20 protein-coding genes, 1 tRNA gene and 2 pseudogenes are annotated in these 19409 nt (G+C 53.8%); 14 read left to right on the plus strand and 9 right to left on the minus strand.

Annotation, left to right across the window (positions count from 1 at the left end):
* Positions 1-29 precede the first annotated feature (29 nt).
* The 3 genes and pseudogenes from WC7_RS0124250 to WC7_RS27260 form a co-directional block, all read right to left on the minus strand.
* A pseudogene (locus WC7_RS0124250) lies at positions 30-1622 on the minus strand (IS66 family transposase).
* Positions 1623-1652: 30 nt separating this feature from the next.
* Positions 1653-2003 carry an IS66 family insertion sequence element accessory protein TnpB gene (tnpB, locus tag WC7_RS23615; protein ID WP_016151369.1) on the minus strand — a complete coding sequence of 117 codons (351 nt, stop codon included), beginning with the start codon at positions 2001-2003 and terminating at the stop codon, positions 1653-1655.
* Positions 2000-2320, minus strand: a pseudogene (locus WC7_RS27260) (IS66 family insertion sequence element accessory protein TnpB); the annotation flags it as partial. The gene tnpB and the pseudogene WC7_RS27260, both read right to left, overlap by 4 nt.
* An 81-nt stretch (positions 2321-2401) precedes the next feature.
* Between WC7_RS27260 and WC7_RS0124260 the strand changes: the two are divergent.
* Positions 2402-3570 (plus strand): IS3-like element ISEc52 family transposase gene (locus WC7_RS0124260; protein ID WP_103255452.1). Its coding sequence is split into 2 segments (ribosomal slippage): positions 2402-2651 and positions 2651-3570, totalling 1170 coding nucleotides; the frame shifts between segments, so codons are not numbered across the junction.
* A protein-coding gene (locus WC7_RS23600) for an IS3 family transposase (protein ID WP_369707864.1) occupies positions 3497-4584 on the plus strand; the annotation gives its coding sequence in 2 pieces (ribosomal slippage) (positions 3497-3722 and positions 3722-4584; 1089 coding nt in all). The genes WC7_RS0124260 and WC7_RS23600 overlap by 74 nt, the downstream gene beginning before the upstream one ends.
* A 171-nt stretch (positions 4585-4755) precedes the next feature.
* Here the strand turns inward: WC7_RS23600 and WC7_RS23595 are convergent.
* On the minus strand, positions 4756-5055 hold the full coding sequence (locus WC7_RS23595; RefSeq protein ID WP_016151372.1) for a type II toxin-antitoxin system RelE/ParE family toxin: 300 nt from the start codon (positions 5053-5055) through the stop codon (positions 4756-4758).
* Complete coding sequence (locus WC7_RS24970) at positions 5048-5290, minus strand: type II toxin-antitoxin system ParD family antitoxin (protein ID WP_016151373.1); 243 nt, start codon at positions 5288-5290, stop codon at positions 5048-5050. Before WC7_RS24970 ends, WC7_RS23595 begins: the two co-directional genes overlap by 8 nt.
* A 451-nt stretch (positions 5291-5741) precedes the next feature.
* On the opposite strand from WC7_RS24970, the gene WC7_RS26535 reads away from it, so the two are divergent.
* The 12 genes from WC7_RS26535 to WC7_RS23535 all read left to right on the plus strand — a co-directional run bounded on the left by WC7_RS26535 (position 5742) and on the right by WC7_RS23535 (position 16027).
* Positions 5742-6110, plus strand: a complete 369-nt coding sequence (locus WC7_RS26535) for a hypothetical protein (protein WP_016151374.1) — start codon at positions 5742-5744, stop codon at positions 6108-6110.
* Complete coding sequence (locus WC7_RS23585; RefSeq protein WP_016151375.1) at positions 6103-6462, plus strand: hypothetical protein; 360 nt, start codon at positions 6103-6105, stop codon at positions 6460-6462. Before WC7_RS26535 ends, WC7_RS23585 begins: the two co-directional genes overlap by 8 nt.
* A 103-nt stretch (positions 6463-6565) precedes the next feature.
* Positions 6566-6931 (plus strand): hypothetical protein, encoded by a 366-nt coding sequence (locus WC7_RS23580; protein ID WP_006781400.1) that lies wholly within the window; start codon positions 6566-6568, stop codon positions 6929-6931.
* A gap of 85 nt (positions 6932-7016) precedes the next feature.
* Positions 7017-7664, plus strand: a complete 648-nt coding sequence (locus WC7_RS23575) for a hypothetical protein (RefSeq protein ID WP_016151376.1) — start codon at positions 7017-7019, stop codon at positions 7662-7664.
* A gap of 75 nt (positions 7665-7739) precedes the next feature.
* On the plus strand, positions 7740-8342 hold the full coding sequence (locus WC7_RS23570; protein WP_016151377.1) for a DUF3085 domain-containing protein: 603 nt from the start codon (positions 7740-7742) through the stop codon (positions 8340-8342).
* Between the two features lie 67 nt (positions 8343-8409).
* Positions 8410-8757 carry a hypothetical protein gene (locus WC7_RS23565; RefSeq protein ID WP_016151378.1) on the plus strand — a complete coding sequence of 116 codons (348 nt, stop codon included), beginning with the start codon at positions 8410-8412 and terminating at the stop codon, positions 8755-8757.
* Between the two features lie 81 nt (positions 8758-8838).
* A complete protein-coding gene (locus WC7_RS23560) occupies positions 8839-9825 on the plus strand; it encodes an ArdC family protein (RefSeq protein ID WP_016151379.1) in 987 nt (328 codons plus the stop codon).
* Between the two features lie 105 nt (positions 9826-9930).
* A complete protein-coding gene (locus WC7_RS23555; protein ID WP_016151380.1) occupies positions 9931-10863 on the plus strand; it encodes a DUF1281 domain-containing protein in 933 nt (310 codons plus the stop codon).
* Between the two features lie 108 nt (positions 10864-10971).
* Positions 10972-11655, plus strand: a complete 684-nt coding sequence (locus tag WC7_RS23550; RefSeq protein ID WP_016151381.1) for an N-6 DNA methylase — start codon at positions 10972-10974, stop codon at positions 11653-11655.
* Between the two features lie 127 nt (positions 11656-11782).
* Positions 11783-13258, plus strand: a complete 1476-nt coding sequence (locus WC7_RS23545; RefSeq protein WP_016151382.1) for a UvrD-helicase domain-containing protein — start codon at positions 11783-11785, stop codon at positions 13256-13258.
* Between the two features lie 66 nt (positions 13259-13324).
* Positions 13325-14968: a TraI domain-containing protein gene (locus WC7_RS23540; RefSeq protein ID WP_016151383.1), complete on the plus strand. Its 1644-nt coding sequence runs from the start codon at positions 13325-13327 to the stop codon at positions 14966-14968.
* A gap of 57 nt (positions 14969-15025) precedes the next feature.
* On the plus strand, positions 15026-16027 hold the full coding sequence (locus WC7_RS23535; RefSeq protein WP_016151384.1) for a tyrosine-type recombinase/integrase: 1002 nt from the start codon (positions 15026-15028) through the stop codon (positions 16025-16027).
* 182 nt (positions 16028-16209) lie between these two features.
* On the opposite strand, the gene WC7_RS23530 is transcribed toward WC7_RS23535, so the two are convergent.
* The 4 genes from WC7_RS23530 to cutA form a co-directional block, all read right to left on the minus strand.
* A tRNA-Phe gene (locus WC7_RS23530) sits at positions 16210-16285 on the minus strand.
* Between the two features lie 393 nt (positions 16286-16678).
* Positions 16679-17254 carry a transcriptional regulator gene (locus WC7_RS23525; protein ID WP_016151385.1) on the minus strand — a complete coding sequence of 192 codons (576 nt, stop codon included), beginning with the start codon at positions 17252-17254 and terminating at the stop codon, positions 16679-16681.
* A 36-nt stretch (positions 17255-17290) separates the two neighbouring features.
* On the minus strand, positions 17291-19000 hold the full coding sequence (locus tag WC7_RS23520; RefSeq protein WP_016151386.1) for a protein-disulfide reductase DsbD: 1710 nt from the start codon (positions 18998-19000) through the stop codon (positions 17291-17293).
* Positions 18976-19323, minus strand: a complete 348-nt coding sequence (gene cutA / locus WC7_RS23515; protein ID WP_003025447.1) for a divalent cation tolerance protein CutA — start codon at positions 19321-19323, stop codon at positions 18976-18978. Before cutA ends, WC7_RS23520 begins: the two co-directional genes overlap by 25 nt.
* Between the last annotated feature and the right edge of the window lie 86 nt (positions 19324-19409).

Below are 19409 nucleotides of genomic sequence, written 5' to 3' on the forward strand. Positions count from 1 at the left end.
TAAGCGTTAAGTGAGCGCCGTATTGACGGCTATTTATTGGTGAGATCTACGTTCCATGGCAGCAGTTCGGCCACTTTGTTGATGGGCCACTCCGGCAATACGCTCAGGATATGGCGAAGGTAACCCTCTGGATCGATACCGTTCAGCCTGCACGTTCCGATCAGACCATACAGCAGGGCACCACGTTCACCACCATGATCACTGCCGAAGAAGATGTAGTTTTTCTTGCCCAGACAGACCGCTCGTAGCGCGCGCTCAGCAGCGTTATTATCCGGCTCTGCCAGACCATCATCGCAGTAGTAACACAGGGCATCCCACTGGTTCAGTGCATAAGCGAACGCCTCGCCTAACCGGGATTTTTTCGACAGAGTGGCACTTTTCTCCACCAACCAGTCATGCAGGGATATCAGCAACGGTTAACTTCGGGACCGTCTGGCGGCCAGCCGCTGAGATGCCGGAAGGCCGCGTATTTCCTCTTCTATCGCGTATAACTCACTGATGCGCTTCAGAGCCTCCTCTGCTGTGGCCGTCCGGGTGCTGATATAGACGTCATGGATTTTGCGCCGCGCATGAGCCCAGCATGCCGCTTCTGTCAACGGGCCACCTTCACGCTCTGCGCTGAACAACCTGTCGTACCCTGCGAAGGCATCTGCCTGCAGCACGCCATGATAGTGCCGAAGATGTTGCTGAGGGTGTTTCCCCTGTCGGTCCGGTGAGAAGGCGAACCATGCCGCTGGCGGATCTGATGAACCCGCGCTTCTGTTATCACGGACATATGTCCAGATACGCCCGGTTTTCGTCTTCTTTCTGCCCGGCGCCAGCACGGGCACCGGAGTGTCATCCGTATGCAGTTTGCGGCAGTCCATCACGTAGTGGTAGAGGGCTTCATCCAGCGGGGCCATTAACCGGCAGCACGCATCCACCCAGTTGGAGAGCAGCGCACGACTCAGATCCACACCCTGACGGGCAAAGATTTCGCACTGGCGATACAGCGGCAGGTGTTCACAGTATTTGGCCGTTAACACGCGGGCCAGCAGACCCGGCCCGGCGATGCCCCGGTCGATAGGACGTGAGGGCGCTGGCGCTTCAACGACGCAGTCGCATCGGGTACAGGCCTTTTTCACCCTGACCGTGCGGATCACTTTCAGGGCGCTGGAGACCAGCTCCAGTTGCTCCGCGCTGACTTCGCTGAGATAGGCCATATCACTACCGCAACCAGGACAGCTGGTTTCAGCTGGCTCCAGTCTGTTTATTTCGCGGGGAAGATGTTCCGGTAACGGGCGACGATGACGGGACTGGCGCAACTGACGCGGAACCTGCTGATCATTGTCCCGGCCGTTGTAACGATCGCTTTGCTGCTCCTGCTGTTTCAGCAGGGCTTCGGCTTCTTCGACCTGCCGGCGTAGCTTTTCTGAACGGGTACCGAACAGCATTCGGCGCAGTTTTTCTATCTGAGCCCGCAGATGTTCTATTTCACGCTCTTCGTTCTCTATTTTCTCTTCTGCGCGGGCCAGCGCTGAACGCAGGAACGACTCAGTCTCAGCAACGAGACTGAGCTGGCTGTCTTTCTGGCGAAGCGCGTCTTCCAGCGCAGCGATACGGGCGAGATAGTCCTGACTCATGACCCCATTTATAATGCGGTCATGCGCTTTTTACAACATCGTCAGTGAGTTAAGGCGTGCAGTTTTAGGTTTCCGCCAGTCCAGCTTATCGAGGAGCATGGCGAGTTGTGAGCGGGTGATGGCGATTTTGCCGTCGCGTACAGCAGGCCAGACGAACTGTCCCTCTTCCAGACGTTTGGTAAACAGACACAGACCGTCAGCATCAGCCCAGAGGATCCTCACGGTGTCACCTTTACGACCACGGAAGATAAACAGGTGGCCGGAGAACGGATTGTCATCAAGAACATGCTGGACCAGTTCGCCCAGACCATTGAAGGACTTACGCATATCGGTGACCCCGGCAACCAGCCAGATACGAGTGCCTGACGGTAAGGGTATCATCGGCTCCTCCCGCTCAGCTCGCGGATCAGCGTTTTCAGAAGTGCAGGTGATAAATCCCCGGACAGACGCAGGCTGGCACCGCCGACAGTCACCTCGCATGTCATGGCCTCGCGGCAGGCTGGAGCGGCGGGTTCATAGTGCGGCTCAGCATGGTGTGACAGGACCATATCAGGCAGGACAACGGGGATAACAGAGTCTTGCTCTCTGATTGACCGTTGTATTTCATCGGGCAGAAGATGTCTGTAACGCTGGCGCCAGGTAAACAGCAGATTGTCATTAATTCCATTATCCCGCGCCAACCGGGCAACACAGGCTCCAGGCTGATATGAAGTGGTTTACTGAATTTGGCCACCTGAACAGAGGTGATATGCTCACCTCAGAACAACACAGGTGCCATAATGAAAAAAAGAAATTTCAGCGCAGAGTTTAAACGCGAATCCGCTCAACTGGTCGTTGACCAGAATTACACCGTGGCAGATGCAGCCAGCGCTATGGATGTCGGCCTTTCCACAATGACGCGATGGGTGAAACAATTACGTGATGAGCGGCAGGGAAAAACACCAAAAGCCTCCCCCATTACCCCGGAACAAATTGAAATCCGTGAGCTCAGGAAAAAGCTACAACGTATTGAAATGGAAAATGAAATATTAAAAAAGGCTACCGCGCTCTTGATGTCAGACTCCCTGAACAGTTCTCGATAATCGGGAAACTCAGGGCGCGTTATCCTGTGGCCACTCTCTGCCATGTGTTCGGGGTCCATCGCAGCAGCTACAAATACTGGAAAAACCGTCCTGAAAAGCCAGACGGCAGACGGGCTGTATTACGCAGCCAGGTACTTGAACTGCATGGCATCAGCCACGGCTCTGCCGGAGCAAGAAGCATCGCCACAATGGCAACCCAGAGAGGCTACCAGATGGGGCGCTGGCTTGCTGGCAGACTCATGAAAGAGCTGGGGCTGGTCAGTTGCCAGCAGCCGACTCACCGGTATAAGCGTGGCGGTCATGAGCACGTTGCTATCCCGAATCATCTTGAGCGACAGTTCGCCGTAACGGAACCAAATCAGGTGTGGTGCGGTGATGTGACCTATATCTGGACGGGTAAGCGCTGGGCGTACCTCGCCGTTGTTCTCGACCTGTTCGCAAGAAAACCAGTGGGCTGGGCCATGTCGTTCTCGCCGGACAGCAGGCTTACCATGAAAGCACTGGAAATGGCATGGGAAACCCGTGGTAAGCCCGTCGGGGTGATGTTCCACAGCGATCAAGGCAGTCATTATACGAGCAGGCAGTTCCGGCAGTTACTGTGGCGATACCGGATCAGGCAGAGTATGAGTCGGCGTGGAAACTGCTGGGATAACAGCCCAATGGAGCGCTTCTTCAGGAGTCTGAAGAACGAATGGGTGCCAGCGACGGGCTATGTAAGCTTCAGCGATGCAGCTCACGCAATAACGGACTATATCGTTGGATATTACAGCGCACTAAGACCGCACGAATATAATGGTGGGTTACCACCAAACGAATCAGAAAACCGATACTGGAAAAACTCTAACGCGGTGGCCAGTTTTAGTTGACCACAACACATGGCGTAAGAAGTATGGCGGTATGGAGGTGCCTGAGGTTAAGCGCCTGAAGTCGCTTGAGGAAGAGAACGCCAGACTCAAGAAGCTGCTTGCTGAAGCCATGCTGGATAAGGAGGCGCTTCAGGTGGCTCTTGGGCGAAAGTACTGACGACAGACCAGAAGCGGGAAGCCGTGGAAGTCATGTGCGAGGCTAAGGGTCTGTCGCAACGTCGTGCCTGCAGGCTGGCAGGTCTGTCTCTGTCAACCTGCCGATATTCGGCTCAGCGTCCGGCTGCTGACGCGCAGCTGTCTCTACGCATCACAGAGCTGGCACTTGAACGCCGCCGTTTTGGTTACCGGCGTATCTGGCAGCTTCTGCGACGTGAAGGTCTTTGCGTTAACCACAAGCGGGTTTACCGCATCTATCAACTTAATGGCCTGAGTGTAAAACGCAGACGACGTCGTAAAGGGCTGGCAACAGAACGTCTGCCGCTGCTCCGCCCGATGGCGCCCAATCTGACCTGGTCAATGGATTTCGTCATGGACGCACTGGCCACAGGTCGCAGGATCAAGTGCCTGACCTGCGTGGATGATTTCACAAAGGAATGCCTGACGGTCACTGTTGCCTTCGGGATTTCAGGCGTGCAGGTCACGCGTATTCTGGACAGCATTGCGCTGTTTCGCGGCTATCCGGCTACGATAAGAACCGATCAGGGCCCGGAGTTTACCTGCCGCGCACTCGAACAGTGGGCTTTTGAGCATGGAGTGGAGCTGCGACTTATCCAGCCCGGCAAGCCAACGCAGAACGGATTTATTGAGAGTTTTAACGGACGCTTTCGTGATGAATGCCTGAATGAGCACTGGTTCAGCGATATTGTTCACGCCAGGAAGATCATTAATGACTGGCGACTGGATTATAACGAGTGTCGACCACATTCATCACTGAATTACCTGACGCCGGCTGAATTTGCAGCGGGCTGGCGAAACGGGAAATATGAAGAAAAACCAACCGACATTACTAACTGAAGGTTGTATCTAACTCTGGGGGCAGGTCATCCCCATTAAGTTGCCCGTAACTATTTTTTTGTTCAGTGGTTAAAAAATCTACGGGCATAGCCAAAACCTCTTATTGGTTACACAAACTCAAATCAGTGACGTATTGTTTTCCCATTTCCGGCATGTAAGCCATGAGGAATTTTAATAAATATCTGGATGGAAATGCCGCAATGGTTCCATTTGCTGATGAAGAATACGGATTATGTAAATACTATGAGGTTGTGGGCGATAAAAAATAGCATGTTTATGGTGATCGTGGCGGCGAAGCCCTTCGGCAATTTCGGGGCACTCGTAACCCATCAAAGGTTGTTCTGCAAGCGTTAGCAAAACGTCATGCATACTGTCTGTATAAGCATCCGCTTGCTCTATGCCAAAGTTCAATAGGGTGTATTCAAAGATATGCTCAAAGTCTTCTGCGGCGAGGTTGGAAAGTTTATACATTGTGTCTCTGCTTTACTTTAGTCGCAATGTCATGAAGTGATAATGAGCATTGACCACTCTGCTCTCCGGCTTCAATCGCCATTTTTAGAGCCGTGGTTTGTTTCTCTTGCCTTTCGAGTAGCCGCAATGCAGAACGAACTACTTCGCTTGTTGAGCCATAGCGACCAGTCGCTATGAGTTGGCCGACAAACTCATCTAGCTGAGACCCAATCGTAACACTAGTTGTGCGTGACATATTTCCACCTACATGTGTGAATAATTAACACACCAATAATAGGTCAACTAAAATTCAAAATCAAATCACGATCTTCGTATGACAATGAAGTATACCCATTTGATACCCAGGTTGACATAATCACTATTTGCTCTGAAAATAGACAGGCTTACTTGTTGCTACTTGCAACCAGCTAATGCTCCGGCAGTCTGAGAGGAGCGCCTTCGGGTGACTGCCAGCTAACGTTTCACCGGTCTGAGAGAAACACCTTCGGGTGACCGGAAAATCCTCGCAGCCTGAGAGAGGATACCTTCGGGTGGTAAATCCGTTTAACCTCTGGAAACGGATATCACTGAATAGTGATTGGGGTCATTTCAACTTATCAGACAGTCAGAAAGTTGTTTTTTCTGACTCCCCGACGGGAAACACTTCCCGCTCGGGCAGGTGTTTCCTTTTTTTATGGAGAAACACAATGTCTGTCATCTCTTCTGCGATTTTCCCTGAACATATCCTTACTCAGCTTCAGCAGTCTGCTGACGCAGCTGTCCGGAAATTGAAATCTTTCATTTATCTGCATCGCAACAGCAGCTGGTATGTCAATGGCTCGGGCAATTATGCCGTCCGTGCGCATATCTCTTCTGTTAAAGACCAGGGCGTTTACGTCTTTCTTACCGTTCGTACAGGTTGCCACCGCGCCGAGTATGTTTTTCACCGCCTGCCGGTTTCCTTTCCTGCGGGAATAACAGGTCGTCGAAACGCATACCGCCATGCCTGCCGTCAGGCACAGCATCTGGCACACCTGCGCTACCGTTTTCTTTCCGGAGGGCATTCTCATGACTGAAGCACTGCACGATGTCACTTTCCGTATTCTGTCGATGTCTGAGGCGCGACGGGATGTATGTCCCGCTCAGTATGGCCCCGTAAGTGGCGTTTTCATCCGGGGCGAAATCCTGCGGGATAATGTCTCCTGTGGCGAACAGGTTTTTGTCGCACCGCTCGGTGATTGTGATCCGGCTGACCCCGAACTTTGCGTCTGGTGTCAGTATTACGGATGTTCTTCCCGGGTTAAGGCCGGCGACATACTGGATGGTGTGGCAGATTCAGGCATAAATTTCGCTGATCCACTGTCGTTAGCTGTGTTGCAACGCCTCCGCTTTAATCCTGAATATGTGTATCAGGAGCAGACGAACTGAACTGATCGGCTGATGAAGGCCGTGACCGTAAAATGTTGTGGACCCTGACGGGGATATCTCTCCGTCGGAGGGAATATCCCGTTATTTACCTGAGGATATACCCATGCACACAGACGTTTATACGCTTAAAACTCCACTGGACACGCTCAGCTGGCTTTGCCTGCTTGAGAGTGAACTCCTGAGCATCAGGGCATTTCAGCGTCTCGATCTACATACGGACCGGGATGAACCGAATGAACTGACGTTTCTGGAAGATTCCATCATTGGGACCGGCACAGCTTATGGCTGGTTTGTCTTTTTACTCGGGGAAGGCGATATTCCGCCTTTGCCTGATACGTCTAAAAATCTGCTCTTCACGCTGGACGAGCTGGGAAAAGAAATTAACCGGCCCTTCTGGGAGAAGGCCGTGGATGAAGGTATCCAGGATGCCCGGTGTGATCGGGCTATAGCGGCTCTCGAACGGATGTAACCAGCAGACAGAACACACCCTGACGGGGATTTACTCCCGTCCGGGGGATAAATCCCCCTTTTTTTTCTTCGCGGAGGATTTATCAATGAAAGACCTGTCTTCTTCCCCGGCTTCCATGTCGGTTGTCTACACCATCGAGCATGTCAGCACGGTTCCGTTGCGTCACTGGCATGCTTTCGTTCTGGCCGTAACAGAAACCTTCTGGCAACTGCCGGTGCGTCTGCGTCCGGGAAATATGTATCTGCCGTCGCTTAACCGCGCGGCTGACCTGTTTCCGGTTGCTGATGTCATGGCGTTCTGTGGCGATTCAGGCGGCTGTTTCTGGCCGGTCAACATGACCATTGAGCGGGAGCGCAGCAACAATACGCTGAGTATCCAGGAGCTGGATTTTCAGCATCAGCCCTGCGATTTCTTTGCGCGTGTTGTGATGGTCCTGCTGCATAACCTGTGTCCGGACAGCTTCCGGATACATTCTTCAGACGAGGGTCGCAGCTGGGCGTTACCGTTACGCTGGATTGAACAACATCTCGGCCTGCCTGAGCAACCGACGCTGACCGCGCCGCAGCCGGTACTGAAAACACCGGTAGGCGAGGGCGCGTTTGATTCCCTGCTGCTGCAGCTGCTCTCCGGTGGTGAGCGGGTGCTGAGCAATGAGGACTGGAATGCATTCGTGCTGGCGGAATTCCATCTGTACGAACTGAAGCGGGTCGCGGAAACATCTGACTCGTTTTAAACAGTAATGACTTTAACCCCGTCGGGAGAGATGACTCCGGACGGAGCGGCTCTCCCGTTTTTACAGGAGAGCCCCATGCTTTTTTTCGACAATAAAGACCTGACGAACGTCCTGCTGACCGCCCGCATGCAGGGAGGCCAGCTTCATCTGGCAAAGGATGAGGGTGTTTATCTGATGCCGGCCACCGGTGCCTGGCAGGGCAACGATCCGGTGCCGCGTATTGCGTATGCCGCAGGGTGTCACCCTCAGAAAAATGAGGACTGGTACGACACGGCGCGCCTGCTTGCCGGCGGCGATGATTTCATTGAATCACTGACGATAAGCGACGCGATCGCCACCTCTGTACTGTCCGGCAGGACGGACCTGAGGATCCTGATTACCGACACACAGATACAGGTGCTCACCGCAGCGACTGACCGGGTGAAAGTGGCGCAGTATCGCCACAAGGCCGATCAGCTTCTGGCGAGTGCAGTCTGTCACTTCAGTGCCTGTGTCGGGCCTGATGAACTCTGCCGCTGGCGTGAAAACGCCGTGCGTCTGCTGACGCAGGCGGCCTTCATCAGCTGTAAGCGGGCGAAGCCTGAAGATCATCAAACCTTTCTGAACGCCTGTGGCAGGCTGCAGGCCAGGTTATCGCAGGTGACCCCGCAGGGGGCGCTGCGAATAACCGGACGTTAACTCACCCCGGCAGGGACTTTTCCTGCCGGAAAGGTTCCTGCCTCTTTCTGAACCGAAGGAGGCCCGTATGGGACTGGATATTTTTCTCTACAGCCAGCACCGGCAGATCGTCGCAGTACCGGCACCGTATCATCCTGTGTGTGAACTGAGCCGCGATTTTTCACTGATTACCTGGGTGGATAAGCATGTCGGTGAGGTGGAAAATGCGACCTGTCTGGAACTTTCACGCGAGCATATTCAGCAACTGAAAGAGAGGCTGGACTGTGCGATTGCGACATTTACAGAGGGTAATGAGGATAATCAGCTTCTTCAGCGCCGGCTGCAGTACGTTTTCACCCTGCGTGACAGGCTGGAAAGCCTGCTCAGTGATTTTGACTTTGAACATGAATACCTGTGGTTTTATGCCGCATGGTAACTGACTTCTGAATTTCCCGTCGACGGGCGTAACTCTGCGCCCGCCGGCGCAGGGGTATGCCTCTGATTAAAGGTATATCTCATGAAAAAAACGACTTCACACAAGGCGGCCCGCCGTCCGGCAAAACAGACTGACCTTTATCGCCAGATCACCGACCGCATTGTTGTCGCGCTGGAAAACGGCGTCGCGCCCTGGCGTAAGCCGTGGCGCGCGGCTGCCGGCAGCGGTCTGGCCGGTCTGCCCCTGAATGCCACAACCGGACGTCACTACAGCGGCGTGAATGTCCTGCTTCTCTGGATGTCAGCGGAAGAGCAGGGTTTTCGCAATAACTGCTGGATGACTTACCGGCAGGCGCAGCAGGCTGGCGGACAGGTGCGTAAGGGGGAGAAAGCCACCCTGGCGGTGGTTTATAAGGACTGGACGAAGCAGGCGGAGGATCGCGAAGGCAACCGCCTTTATGACAGTGACGGAAAACCGCTGATGGAAACCGTGCCGATGCTCAAACCCCTGCAACTGTTCAACGCTGAGCAGTGTGAGGGGTTGCCGGCAGAGGTTGCGGCTTCTCCTGAACAGCCCCCGACGGTGGATGAGGACGGCATACTCTGTCCGGACGTGATGAACAGGGTGATCCGGATGTTTAACACCACAGGGGTTAAACACCGGATGCTGCCTCAGAACCGGGCTTATTACCGCCCGCTGACGGATGAAATTGTGATGCCGGTGGCTGAGCAGTTTTTTACGGAGGCGGACTGCTGGTCCACGCTGTTGCATGAGCTGGTACACAGTACCGGTCATGCGAAGCGACTTAACCGGGAGGGGATAACCTCCTCATCCCGGCAGTTCGGGGACCCGGTGTATGCCCTGGAGGAGCTCATCGCCGAAATGGGCAGCGCGTTTTTGTGTGCTCAGCTCGGCGTGTTCGGTGAGGTTCAGCACGACAGCTATGTGGACCACTGGCTGAAGGTGCTGAAATCTGACAAAAAGGCCCTGTTCCGCGCCTGCCGGCATGCCCGGGAAGCGTCGGAATATCTGCTGGCACAGCCTGACAGTCAGGCTGTGGCGGCGTAATTAACTTATCCGGTGACGGTTATTCCGTAACTGTCGCCGTCCCGTGAGGACACCGCTCCTCACGGGGCTGTGTCCTCTTTTTTTTATGAAAGAGGAGTATTCACTATGTCCGAATGGTGTCATAACCGCCTGGAAATCACCGGTAAATCCGTCTGCATCGATGTCATGCTGCAGTGGATAAACGGCACTGACGTACCGCGTCACCGCCACGCCGTGCAGCAGAACATACAGCTGTTTCTGGCCGGCGCGGCGGGGATACTCAAGCCGGTGCGGACCACGTCGTATCCGCCCTGTCAGGGGCTGGTCCGTGCAGGCACAGGGCTTTCCACTGCGGCCAACCAGGCGTTTGAAAGCTGGCTGGCGCTCCTGCTGAAGGATGCCGTTCTCGATGCGGAAACCATCCGGGCCATTGACCGGCTGTATCACCAGTCAGGTCTGGGCGCGCTGAAATGGGAGAACATTCCCGGCCCGGCACGTGAGGTTATGGCGGAGCTGATTGCCAGACAGTATACCGACTGGTTTGGTCTGGTCAGTACCGGCGATGAGTCTGATGCCGCAACTGCCTGGGAGCGGCTCAGCCAGTATCCTGAACGCTCCCAGCCCTGCGATATGCTGGCCGTCATACCCACGCGGCTGGCAGCAGAGCTGAACGGCTCCGGGGGGCTGATGTCCGGTGTGTCGACCACAACCAGCCTCTACTGCCGGCAGTACGGCATGGAGTGGCCGGCCGGGCACAATGTCACCTGGCAGCGCCATACGCCAAACAGTCTTACGCTGCAGATGGATACGCCCTGGTTCCCGCCGTCAGGTGAGGTTGTCGGGGAAATTTCTGCGGTGTTTGACTGCGAGGTGCGTCACAGCTACAGCGAGCCCGTGAGCGGGCTCAGCGGTTACGACTGCTATGACGGCGGCGAACATGTCGACGGACATAAAGGTGCGGCCGGCGCGTCTCAGCCCGGTCAGGTGCTTTATCTCGTCAGCGATGAGCCAGCGTTACCTGCTCAGGAAGCAGCATCTTATCGTGAGGTCCGGGGGTAAAAGCCTGTTCCTCCGTTAACCCGGCCACGGCAATGCCGTGGCTTTCTACCCTCAGGGGACACGTCCCCTGGTCAGGGTGCGTGTTCCCTTTTTTTATGGAGAAGACGCATGCCTGGCATGATTAACCACGAAAAAGCCTTTGTTAAGTTGTTCAGTCAGACGGCCCGGTATCATCACCGGTTTAAAGTGTTCGAAGACTTCATCAGCTGCAGCGTCATCGCGCTGGAAAACCGGCTTTGCTTCAGTGAAGCCCGGGAGCAAAAGTATTTGCGTATCGTCGGTGGATACGAAAAGGAGGACGTCACGCGCATGGCGCAGCTGCTGGCCCACGTTGTTAACGGGCTGGGTGACGCGTCCGGGGACTTCCTGGGCCGCGTCTTCATGCAGCTGGAGCTGGGTGATAAATACAGGGGGCAGTTTTTCACGCCCTGGGACGTGGCCAGAATGATGGCTGCCATGCAGCTGGGCGACACTGAAGCGCTGTTCCGTGACAAACCCTTCATCACCCTGAGTGAACCTGCGTGCGGTGCCGGCTGCATGGTACTGGCATTTGCCGATGCTCTGCGAAAAGCGGGGTGGCCACCGCACCGGTATCTGTGGGTCTCCGCGACAGATATCGATCCGCTTGCGGCCGGAATGGCATACATACAGCTGTCCCTGTGCGGGATTGCCGGCGAAGTGGTGGTAGGCAATACCCTGGCGAATGAACGACGCCGGATACTTTACACACCCGGGCATTATCTCGGCGGCTGGCCTGTTCGTCTGAGTTCACGGCACTTTCAGGCGGCATAATCACATCCACACGCTCCCGGTCGGGAGCGTTTTTTATTTCTGAAGCAGGGTATCTGATTTTTTATCGTAGTAAACGCTTCCCGCTGTCAGGCTGTTTTTTTCACATCTGCTGCTGCGGGAGAACACAGTGACCTGGAAAACAACAGCCGAACAAAACGCCATCATCGAATGGAAGGGTAATCATCTTGTGGTAAATGCGTTTGCAGGCACAGGAAAAACCTCCACGTTAGTGAACTACGCTGAAGCCAACCCGGAAAGTAAGATGCTTTACCTCGCCTATAATCGCGCTGTGCGGGATGAGGCTGAACGCAAATTCCCATATAACGTAGAGTGTAAAACGTCACATCAGTTGGCATGGGCACGGTTCGGCAAGCATTTCCGTGACCGGCTGACAGCCAGTCTGCGCATTACGGATGTGGCCAGAAAGCTCAACACCCGCCACTGGCCGCTGGCCAGACTGGCGCTCAGCGGGCTGAATATGTTCCTCTGTAGCGCAGACCCCGAGCCAGGGCTGATACATCTGCCTGCTGAGGATGATCGACACGGTCTCGATGCAGGTAAAATTCTGGGGGCAATCCAGATCCTCTGGTATGAAATGAGCCGTACTGATTCAGTCTTTCCCGTCACGCACGACACCTACCTTAAACTGTTCCAGCTCTCTCATCCTGACCTGTCAAAACGCTGGGACACCATACTCTTCGATGAGGCCCAGGACGCCAATCCGGTGACCAGTGCGTTTGTACTGAATCAGCCCTGCCGGGTCATTCTGGTCGGCGACCGTTACCAGCAGATATACCGGTTTCGCGGGGCAGATAATGCACTCAGCGCCCCGCAGCTGGCGCAGGCAGACCGGTTATGGCTGACAGCGAGTTTTCGGTTTGGCCCTGAGGTCGCGCGGATGGCCAACATCCTGCTTGAACGTGCCGGAGAGGAAAAGCGCGTGACAGGTAACGGGGGGCAGGACGCCGTCGTCAGCAGCATCCCGGATGAGGCTGAGCACGTAGCTGTACTGAGCCGGACGGTGTCCGGCGTGATTGGCAGCGCCCTGACGGCAAGCCTGATGGAGAAAAGAGTTTTCTGGGTCGGCGGGATTGAAGGCTACAAAACGGAGGAACTGGAAGACCTGTACTGGTTCTCCGCCGATATGCCTGAAAAGATGCAGTCCCCGCGCCTGAGCCGGGACTACCGGGATTTCGATGAATACTGCTCGATAGCAAAGGCCACCCAGGACGTGGAGATGAACCAGGCCATTCGTCTGCTCGATGACTTTTTCCCACTACCGCAAAAGCTGGCCATCATGCGCCGTCAGGTGGTAACCCATGAGAAAGACGCTCAGGTCACGGTTTCAACCGCACACCGCAGCAAAGGGCTGGAATGGCCGGTGGTAATGCTGAGTGAGGATTTTACTGACATTACCGACCCGCTTCTTTCGCAGGATGAGCGGCAGGATGAGACTAACCTGCTGTACGTGGCTGTCACCCGGGCCAGAAGAACGCTTGTGCTTAACGAACTGATGCGCTGGCTGAGCGAAGCCGGTGAGGGCGATGATGAAAACGATGCCGTTATGCCCGGCGACACGGGAGAAACTTACGGGACTGAATAACTGGTTTTTTATGGTGCGGAGCAGGGAGGGTCATAACACTGAGCAGCCCTGTACCAGGAGAACATCATGCTCAGCAGAATCCGGACCCTGAGGTCTCTGTTTTCAAAAGGTGAACCAGAAGCAGTACATCCTATATCCACAGTCACGCCCGTCGGCTACCACGCCCCGCGTGGGGCCGGTATGCTGTGCGCCACCCCGCTACGAAAAACCTGCCTTCAGCAAATATGGGAGAACTGCTCTCTGCCCGCAGACCTGTATCAGCGACTCTATTTAGCGCCCCTTAATGGTTTATTAGCCAGGGTACAGAATGTGCCGGCCGCGCAGCAGGGAAGGTGGTCGCAGTCAGACGGCTTCGGCGACCTTACGCTGCAGTTCACGACCTGTGCGGTCAGGCTGGCAAAAGGGTACATGTTCCCCCCCGGCGCGGCACCGGAAGAGCAGGCAGAGCAAAACGTGATGTGGAATGCGGTGATTTTCTGGTCGGCGCTGTTCTGGCACCTGCCTCTTCTTGCAACTCTGGAGGGGGAGTTGCTTGACGGTAAAAGCTGGCTTCCGGGAATGACCGTTCCGGACTCGCCTTATCGTTTTCGGTTTCGGGAGGCAGAGAACGCATCAGCATTTTCGGCCCTTGCCGCCGGACAACTTATGCCGGCAGAGGCGACGGGCTGGCTGGCAGAGAATCCCGAGGCACTGGGCAACCTTGCCGGCGCGCTCTGGAACCAGCATCCGGCAATGCCGTTGATCCGAAGCCTGTTGAAACAAGCAGCTGAGAAAACAGAGTCTCCTCTGATAGAGAGGAAACCTGCGGAAATTTTAAGTACTTATGCAGGTGAAATTCCAGAAAATACAGCCCTTTCAAATGAGGGGGGCGCTACGGTTTTACCTACAGATATGTTATCTGAACAAACAGCTCTGTTCGGGGCAACTGATCCATCTTCCCCTGAGATCTTTACCCTTGCCACAGGTATTGATAACCCCACTCAGCTTAGTGATTCACCAGTTAAAAGCCGTGAAGAAAACGAAGAAGAAAATGCTTTAAGCGAAATCGTAAAAAGTACTGGCTCTGACTCTCTTCCCCCTGAAGATGATGCTGATGCTCTCCTGTCTCTTTTCGACATGTCAGGAGATGCTAAAGATTCAGAAAATGAAGGTGAGGTACAGGCAGACGTGTCCGTTGTGATTGCAGATGAACAGCAATCGTCAGAACCCCTTGAAAAGAAAGAAGACCCCGCAAATGAAAAGGAACCGTCTGCAAAAGGAAACTCGGACTATTCTCAGGTTGCAATTGTTAACAAATGTGATGAAAGATCAGATTCCGTACCCGTAGCAGTCTCCGGTACTGACGTAGCGGAAGGAGAACAGTTTTTTGACTGGCTCCGGGAGGGACTCAATCGGGGAGATATTAGTTTTAATGGTAAAGCAGACAAAATCCATGTTATTGCTGGTTATGTCTTTTTACCCGTCCCCGGTATCTTTTTCGACTACCTTAAGGCCACTGGTTCGACTATTCAACGGGAAAGCATTCAGGCTTCTTTTGAGCGACTTAACCTGCATAAGCGTCGTGATAACAGGAGATTTTATTTTGCTCAGCTTTACGATACACCCGACAAGTCCGGGAGGTTCAAACGGGTAAAAGGCTACCTGGTGAAAAGCAGGCGGGTATACAGAAAGACCATCCCTCAGGACAGTCAGTTCATTTTGTTCCCCTGACCACAACGTCGATCTGACATCTGGTGCGTTACTGTTACTAAGAGAGGAATGGAAAAAATGAACGAAAATAGTGCTGACTGGCTCTGGCAGGAACTTATGGATGAGTACTTTTTCTGTAAATCGCTGCGCGAAGATACCGAGTGGAGTTATAAGAAGGTTGTTCGTGGTTTCAGGAAGCATATCGGGGAAGCCTGTCCGCCTTACGGCATAACCAGTCGCGATGTGCTTGAGTGGCGAAGGCATGTGCTCAAGAAGCAGGGCCTTTCTGCACATACCTGGAACAATAAGGTCAGCCATATGCGTGCCCTGTATAATTTTGCCATCACTTCTCAACTGACGAACTTAAGTAATAATCCCTTCAATGGCGTATCGGTCAAACAGGACAAGAAGCGTAAAAAAACGCTAACAAAAAACCAGATGACAAAAATCTGGCTAACTATGCAGCAATTTGCTTCTGAGCCCAGAACCGAGTCTAAATGCGCTCTGAGGCCAGTATGGTACTGGCTGACTGTCCTGGACACGTTGCGTTACACTGGTATGCGGCAAAATCAACTGCTCCATATACGTCTAAAAGATGTGTCTCTTGACGATGGGTGGATTGAATTAAGAGCGGAAGGCAGTAAAACGTACCGGGAATGGCGGGTTCCCGTTGTCAGTCATTTACGACCGAGACTGGAAGCATTGCTTCAGCGTGCAAGGGACTGCGGTGCTGGCAATAATGATGCGCTTTTTCACTATGAACGGTTTATCTCTTCCCCTACAGAAAGGACGTCTCTTTCGGAAAAACCATCGCTGCAACCGTTACGCTCTTTTTTTCGCAGGTTGTCAAAAGAGTGCGGGTTTGATGTTTCTCCCCACCGGTTCAGGCACACCCTTGCCACGACACTGATGAGCTCGCCTGAACGAAACCTGCAGCTGGTTAAGGGGTTGCTAGGGCACCGCAACGTGAGTACAACAATGGAATATGTTGATATTAGTATGGATATTGTGAGCCAGGCGCTGGAAAAGGAAATGGCACTTTACACTGATAAGGCTGAAGAGATGTTTTACAATGGTTGACATTCAGTCACGTCATTGTAATTATTCACAGTGATCGAGAAAAGGGAGCCTGCTGAGAACAGGCTCCCTAATCGAGAGGGTAACTTCTTGATGTATGCTGATGTGAGGATCAACATCAACAAGTACCACTCCCGTTAAACGCCCGTCAGTTTTCTCACCTCTGACCAGCGTGCTTCGAATAGTGGTGCCCGGAGGCGGAATCGAACCACCGACACGGGGATTTTCAATCCCCTGCTCTACCGACTGAGCTATCCGGGCAACGGGGCGCATTAAACCGTATTCACGTCTGCCAGTCAATCAAATTTCGGGAAAAGATGTTCAACCGCTTAATATTGCGGCAATCTGTGCGATTGTGCCTGAAGTTTGCACAAAACTTCCAGGCAATTTACCTATCAGACCTTCTATATGAGCAAAGGCTGACGAAAACGTTACGCGGCCTGTATTACTCCCGCACACTACCGCAAGTTGTGCACAAACCTTTCCGACGTTTCCAGTAACTAACAGTGCAATTGCTGCGGCAGGACCCGCTGGTGTGTCGGGCGATGAGTTGGGCGGGCGTTTAACAGAGTATTTCGCACCACCGTGGCGATGGTGCGTTTTAGAGACTGATGGCGCTGTGTTTACTCATTTCGGCTTGGCGGGCATGCTTGCTTAGGTCAGCGCACCGCCCATACGGCACTGAGCAAAGCGCAGGATATCTTCAGCCAGGCGGTGTGCCGTTTCGACATCAGCATGGCTACGATTCACCAGCATGCGGCTCAGACAGCCCTCCAGCACCAGTTCCATCTGTTTGGCAACCATTGCAGGGTCGTCAACTTCCAGCGTCGTCAGCAGCTCATGGGTGAAGTCATGTGCCGCCTTTTTTTGCTGATCGGCTAACTGATGGATCGGATGCCCGGGATCGGGGTAAAACGTACAGGCGGCGATAAACAGGCAGCCTGGATAGCGATTATTGCTCACGCATTCGGACAGCGCGGTGTAGCGTGCCAGTAATTTCTGTTCAGCGCTCAGGGTGTCATCCAGCAAAAGTTGACGCCGCCAGATATCCACCCGCTGGCTGAGGTAACGTAACGCATCGTACAGAATGGCCTCTTTGTCGGGCCAAAAGCGTTGTAGTTCATCAAGAGGATAATCGATACGATCGGCCACCATTTCCAGTGTGGTATTGGCTATCCCTTGAACCTCAAGTAATTTCAGGGCTTCTCCCAGGACATCTTCACGTTGCACGGTATTCTCCTCCGTATTTCCTGTTGCAAGTGTCGCTCACGGTTGGCGATCGCGCAAATGTGCGCTGAAGGTCGCGGCATCCATAAAGCCGGTTACCCGAGCCTCCGGATGCTCTTTCCCCTCGGCGTCAAAGAACAAAATAGTCGGCAAACCTAAAACCTGTAGATGTTTCAGCAGAGCGACATCCTGGGCATTATTTGCAGTCACATCCGCCTGCAAAAGCACCGTGTCGCCTAGCGCTTGCTGAACCTGCTGATTGCTAAACGTATACTTCTCAAACTCCTTACAGGCCACGCACCAGTCAGCATACAGATCCAACATCACGGGCTTGCCTTTAGCTTGTGCCAGCGCCTGATTTAGCGCATCCACCGAAGCCACAGGCGTGAAGTTAAGGTGTGTCTGGGTTTGAGCATGCGGCACGCCGAACGCCCAGTCCTGCAATGGCCGTACGCTTACCAGCGCTGCAGCTAACAGGATAATTTGCACGATGCGCATCCAGGCGTGCTTTGCCTGCAGGCTGGTGATAAATGCCCAGCTAAAGAATGCGACGCCCAACAGCGACCACAGGCGAACGCCCCAGTCGTCGCCAATGATGCGTTCGAGTAAGAAGACGGGGAGCGCCAGAATGACAAAGCCAAAAGCGGTTTTGACATGTTCCATCCATGGGCCGCTTTTAGGCAACAGACGATTACCGAATACGGTAATTAGCATCAGAGGTAATCCCATCCCCAGCGCGTACAGATACAGCGTGCCGCCTCCCAGCCACATGTTCCCGCTCTGAGCGATATACAGCAAAATCGCGCTTAGCGGGGCCGTTGTACAAGGAGAACAGATGAGGCCGGCAATCGCCCCCATCGCAAAGACGCTACCGGGGGAACCGCCTTGCTGACGGTTACTCATCAATGTAAGGCGTGTTTGCAGCGATGAAGGGAGTTGCAGCGTGAACAAGCCAAACATCGAAAGGGCCAGCAGCGTAAAGACCACGGCAAGGCCAATCAGGACGTAAGGATGCTGTAGCGCAGCCTGGAACTGCAATCCAGCGGCCGCAACAACCAGACCCAGCGCGGTATAAGTGAGCGCCATTCCCTGGACGTAGATAAACGTCAGCAGCAGCGCGCGTCCGGTTGATAAGCGTTGTTTGCCGCCCAGCACGATACCGGAAATCAGCGGATACATCGGCAATACGCAAGGTGTAAACGCGATGCCAATTCCGATTAGCAATGCCCACAGCGCGGAAAAGGGAAGTTGGGTTGCGGGTTGTGGTCTCTCTTGCAAAGCATCGGTGGCAGGCACTGGCGCAGGTGTCGCCCTGGTATCGGCAGACACTTCACTTAATGGCACCGTTTTAGTTTCAGGCGGATAGCAAAAACCGGCGTCGGCACAGCCCTGGTATGTGACCGTTAATGTTGCGCCAGATTTAGCCTGATTAACCGTGACCGGGATAGTCAATTGTTTACGGTAAATCTCACTTTTGCCATAAAACTCATCTTCATGCCAGACGCCTGGCGGTAGTTTTACCTCGGCGATATCGGCCTGAGATGGCGTAATGCTTATCTGTTTGCGATACAGATAGTAGCCATCTTTAACCTGCCATGAGAGGTTCAGAGCGTGTTGGTTTTGCTGAAAATCAAAAACAAACGCCCGATCGGCAGGAACAAACTGCGAGCGGCCAGGCGCGTCAAATAATCCGGCAAAGGTAGATGTGCTGCACAGCAGCAGGATCAGCGTAAGGATGCGTTGAGCCATGAGCGGTAATCAAAGTCTCCGTGAGTGACGGGTAAAACCAGAAGTTCAGGCGTTTGGTATGGATGATGTGACTTCAGGCAATCGAGAAGGGCTTGCTGGTGTGTGACGGTGGTTTTTAAAATCATCTGGACTTCATATTCCTGCTCCAGTTTACCTTCCCAATAATAGAGGGAAGTCGCGCCAGGCAGCAGCGTCACGCAGGCAGCCAGCTTTTCCGCCAGCACTTTGGCGGCCAGATCCTGGGCGGTTGCTTCATCCGGGGCGGTACAGAGCACCACAACGGTATCGGGGATGGAAATATCCTGACTCTTTACATCAAGCATAAACACCTCGAAAGAACAGAGTAACCAGCTAAAGAGTGGTCACTATACAACGGACGAGGGAAGGATGTTAGTTAAAGCGGGATGAG

Origin of the sequence: Citrobacter sp. KTE151 (assembly GCF_000398845.1) — a bacterium.
Taxonomy (GTDB): Bacteria; Pseudomonadota; Gammaproteobacteria; order Enterobacterales; family Enterobacteriaceae; genus Citrobacter; species Citrobacter braakii.

Bases quoted from the DNA above. Each gene is read 5' to 3' on its own strand.
- tnpB (WP_016151369.1), bottom strand. From the start codon at position 2,003: ATGATACCCTTACCGTCAGGCACTCGTATCTGGCTGGTTGCCGGGGTC.
- WC7_RS23595 (WP_016151372.1), bottom strand. From the start codon at position 5,055: ATGTATAAACTTTCCAACCTCGCCGCAGAAGACTTTGAGCATATCTTT.
- WC7_RS24970 (WP_016151373.1), bottom strand. From the start codon at position 5,290: ATGTCACGCACAACTAGTGTTACGATTGGGTCTCAGCTAGATGAGTTT.
- WC7_RS26535 (WP_016151374.1), top strand. From the start codon at position 5,742: ATGTCTGTCATCTCTTCTGCGATTTTCCCTGAACATATCCTTACTCAG.
- WC7_RS23585 (WP_016151375.1), top strand. From the start codon at position 6,103: ATGACTGAAGCACTGCACGATGTCACTTTCCGTATTCTGTCGATGTCT.
- WC7_RS23580 (WP_006781400.1), top strand. From the start codon at position 6,566: ATGCACACAGACGTTTATACGCTTAAAACTCCACTGGACACGCTCAGC.
- WC7_RS23575 (WP_016151376.1), top strand. From the start codon at position 7,017: ATGAAAGACCTGTCTTCTTCCCCGGCTTCCATGTCGGTTGTCTACACC.
- WC7_RS23570 (WP_016151377.1), top strand. From the start codon at position 7,740: ATGCTTTTTTTCGACAATAAAGACCTGACGAACGTCCTGCTGACCGCC.
- WC7_RS23565 (WP_016151378.1), top strand. From the start codon at position 8,410: ATGGGACTGGATATTTTTCTCTACAGCCAGCACCGGCAGATCGTCGCA.
- WC7_RS23560 (WP_016151379.1), top strand. From the start codon at position 8,839: ATGAAAAAAACGACTTCACACAAGGCGGCCCGCCGTCCGGCAAAACAG.
- WC7_RS23555 (WP_016151380.1), top strand. From the start codon at position 9,931: ATGTCCGAATGGTGTCATAACCGCCTGGAAATCACCGGTAAATCCGTC.
- WC7_RS23550 (WP_016151381.1), top strand. From the start codon at position 10,972: ATGCCTGGCATGATTAACCACGAAAAAGCCTTTGTTAAGTTGTTCAGT.
- WC7_RS23540 (WP_016151383.1), top strand. From the start codon at position 13,325: ATGCTCAGCAGAATCCGGACCCTGAGGTCTCTGTTTTCAAAAGGTGAA.
- WC7_RS23535 (WP_016151384.1), top strand. From the start codon at position 15,026: ATGAACGAAAATAGTGCTGACTGGCTCTGGCAGGAACTTATGGATGAG.
- WC7_RS23520 (WP_016151386.1), bottom strand. From the start codon at position 19,000: ATGGCTCAACGCATCCTTACGCTGATCCTGCTGCTGTGCAGCACATCT.
- cutA (WP_003025447.1), bottom strand. From the start codon at position 19,323: ATGCTTGATGTAAAGAGTCAGGATATTTCCATCCCCGATACCGTTGTG.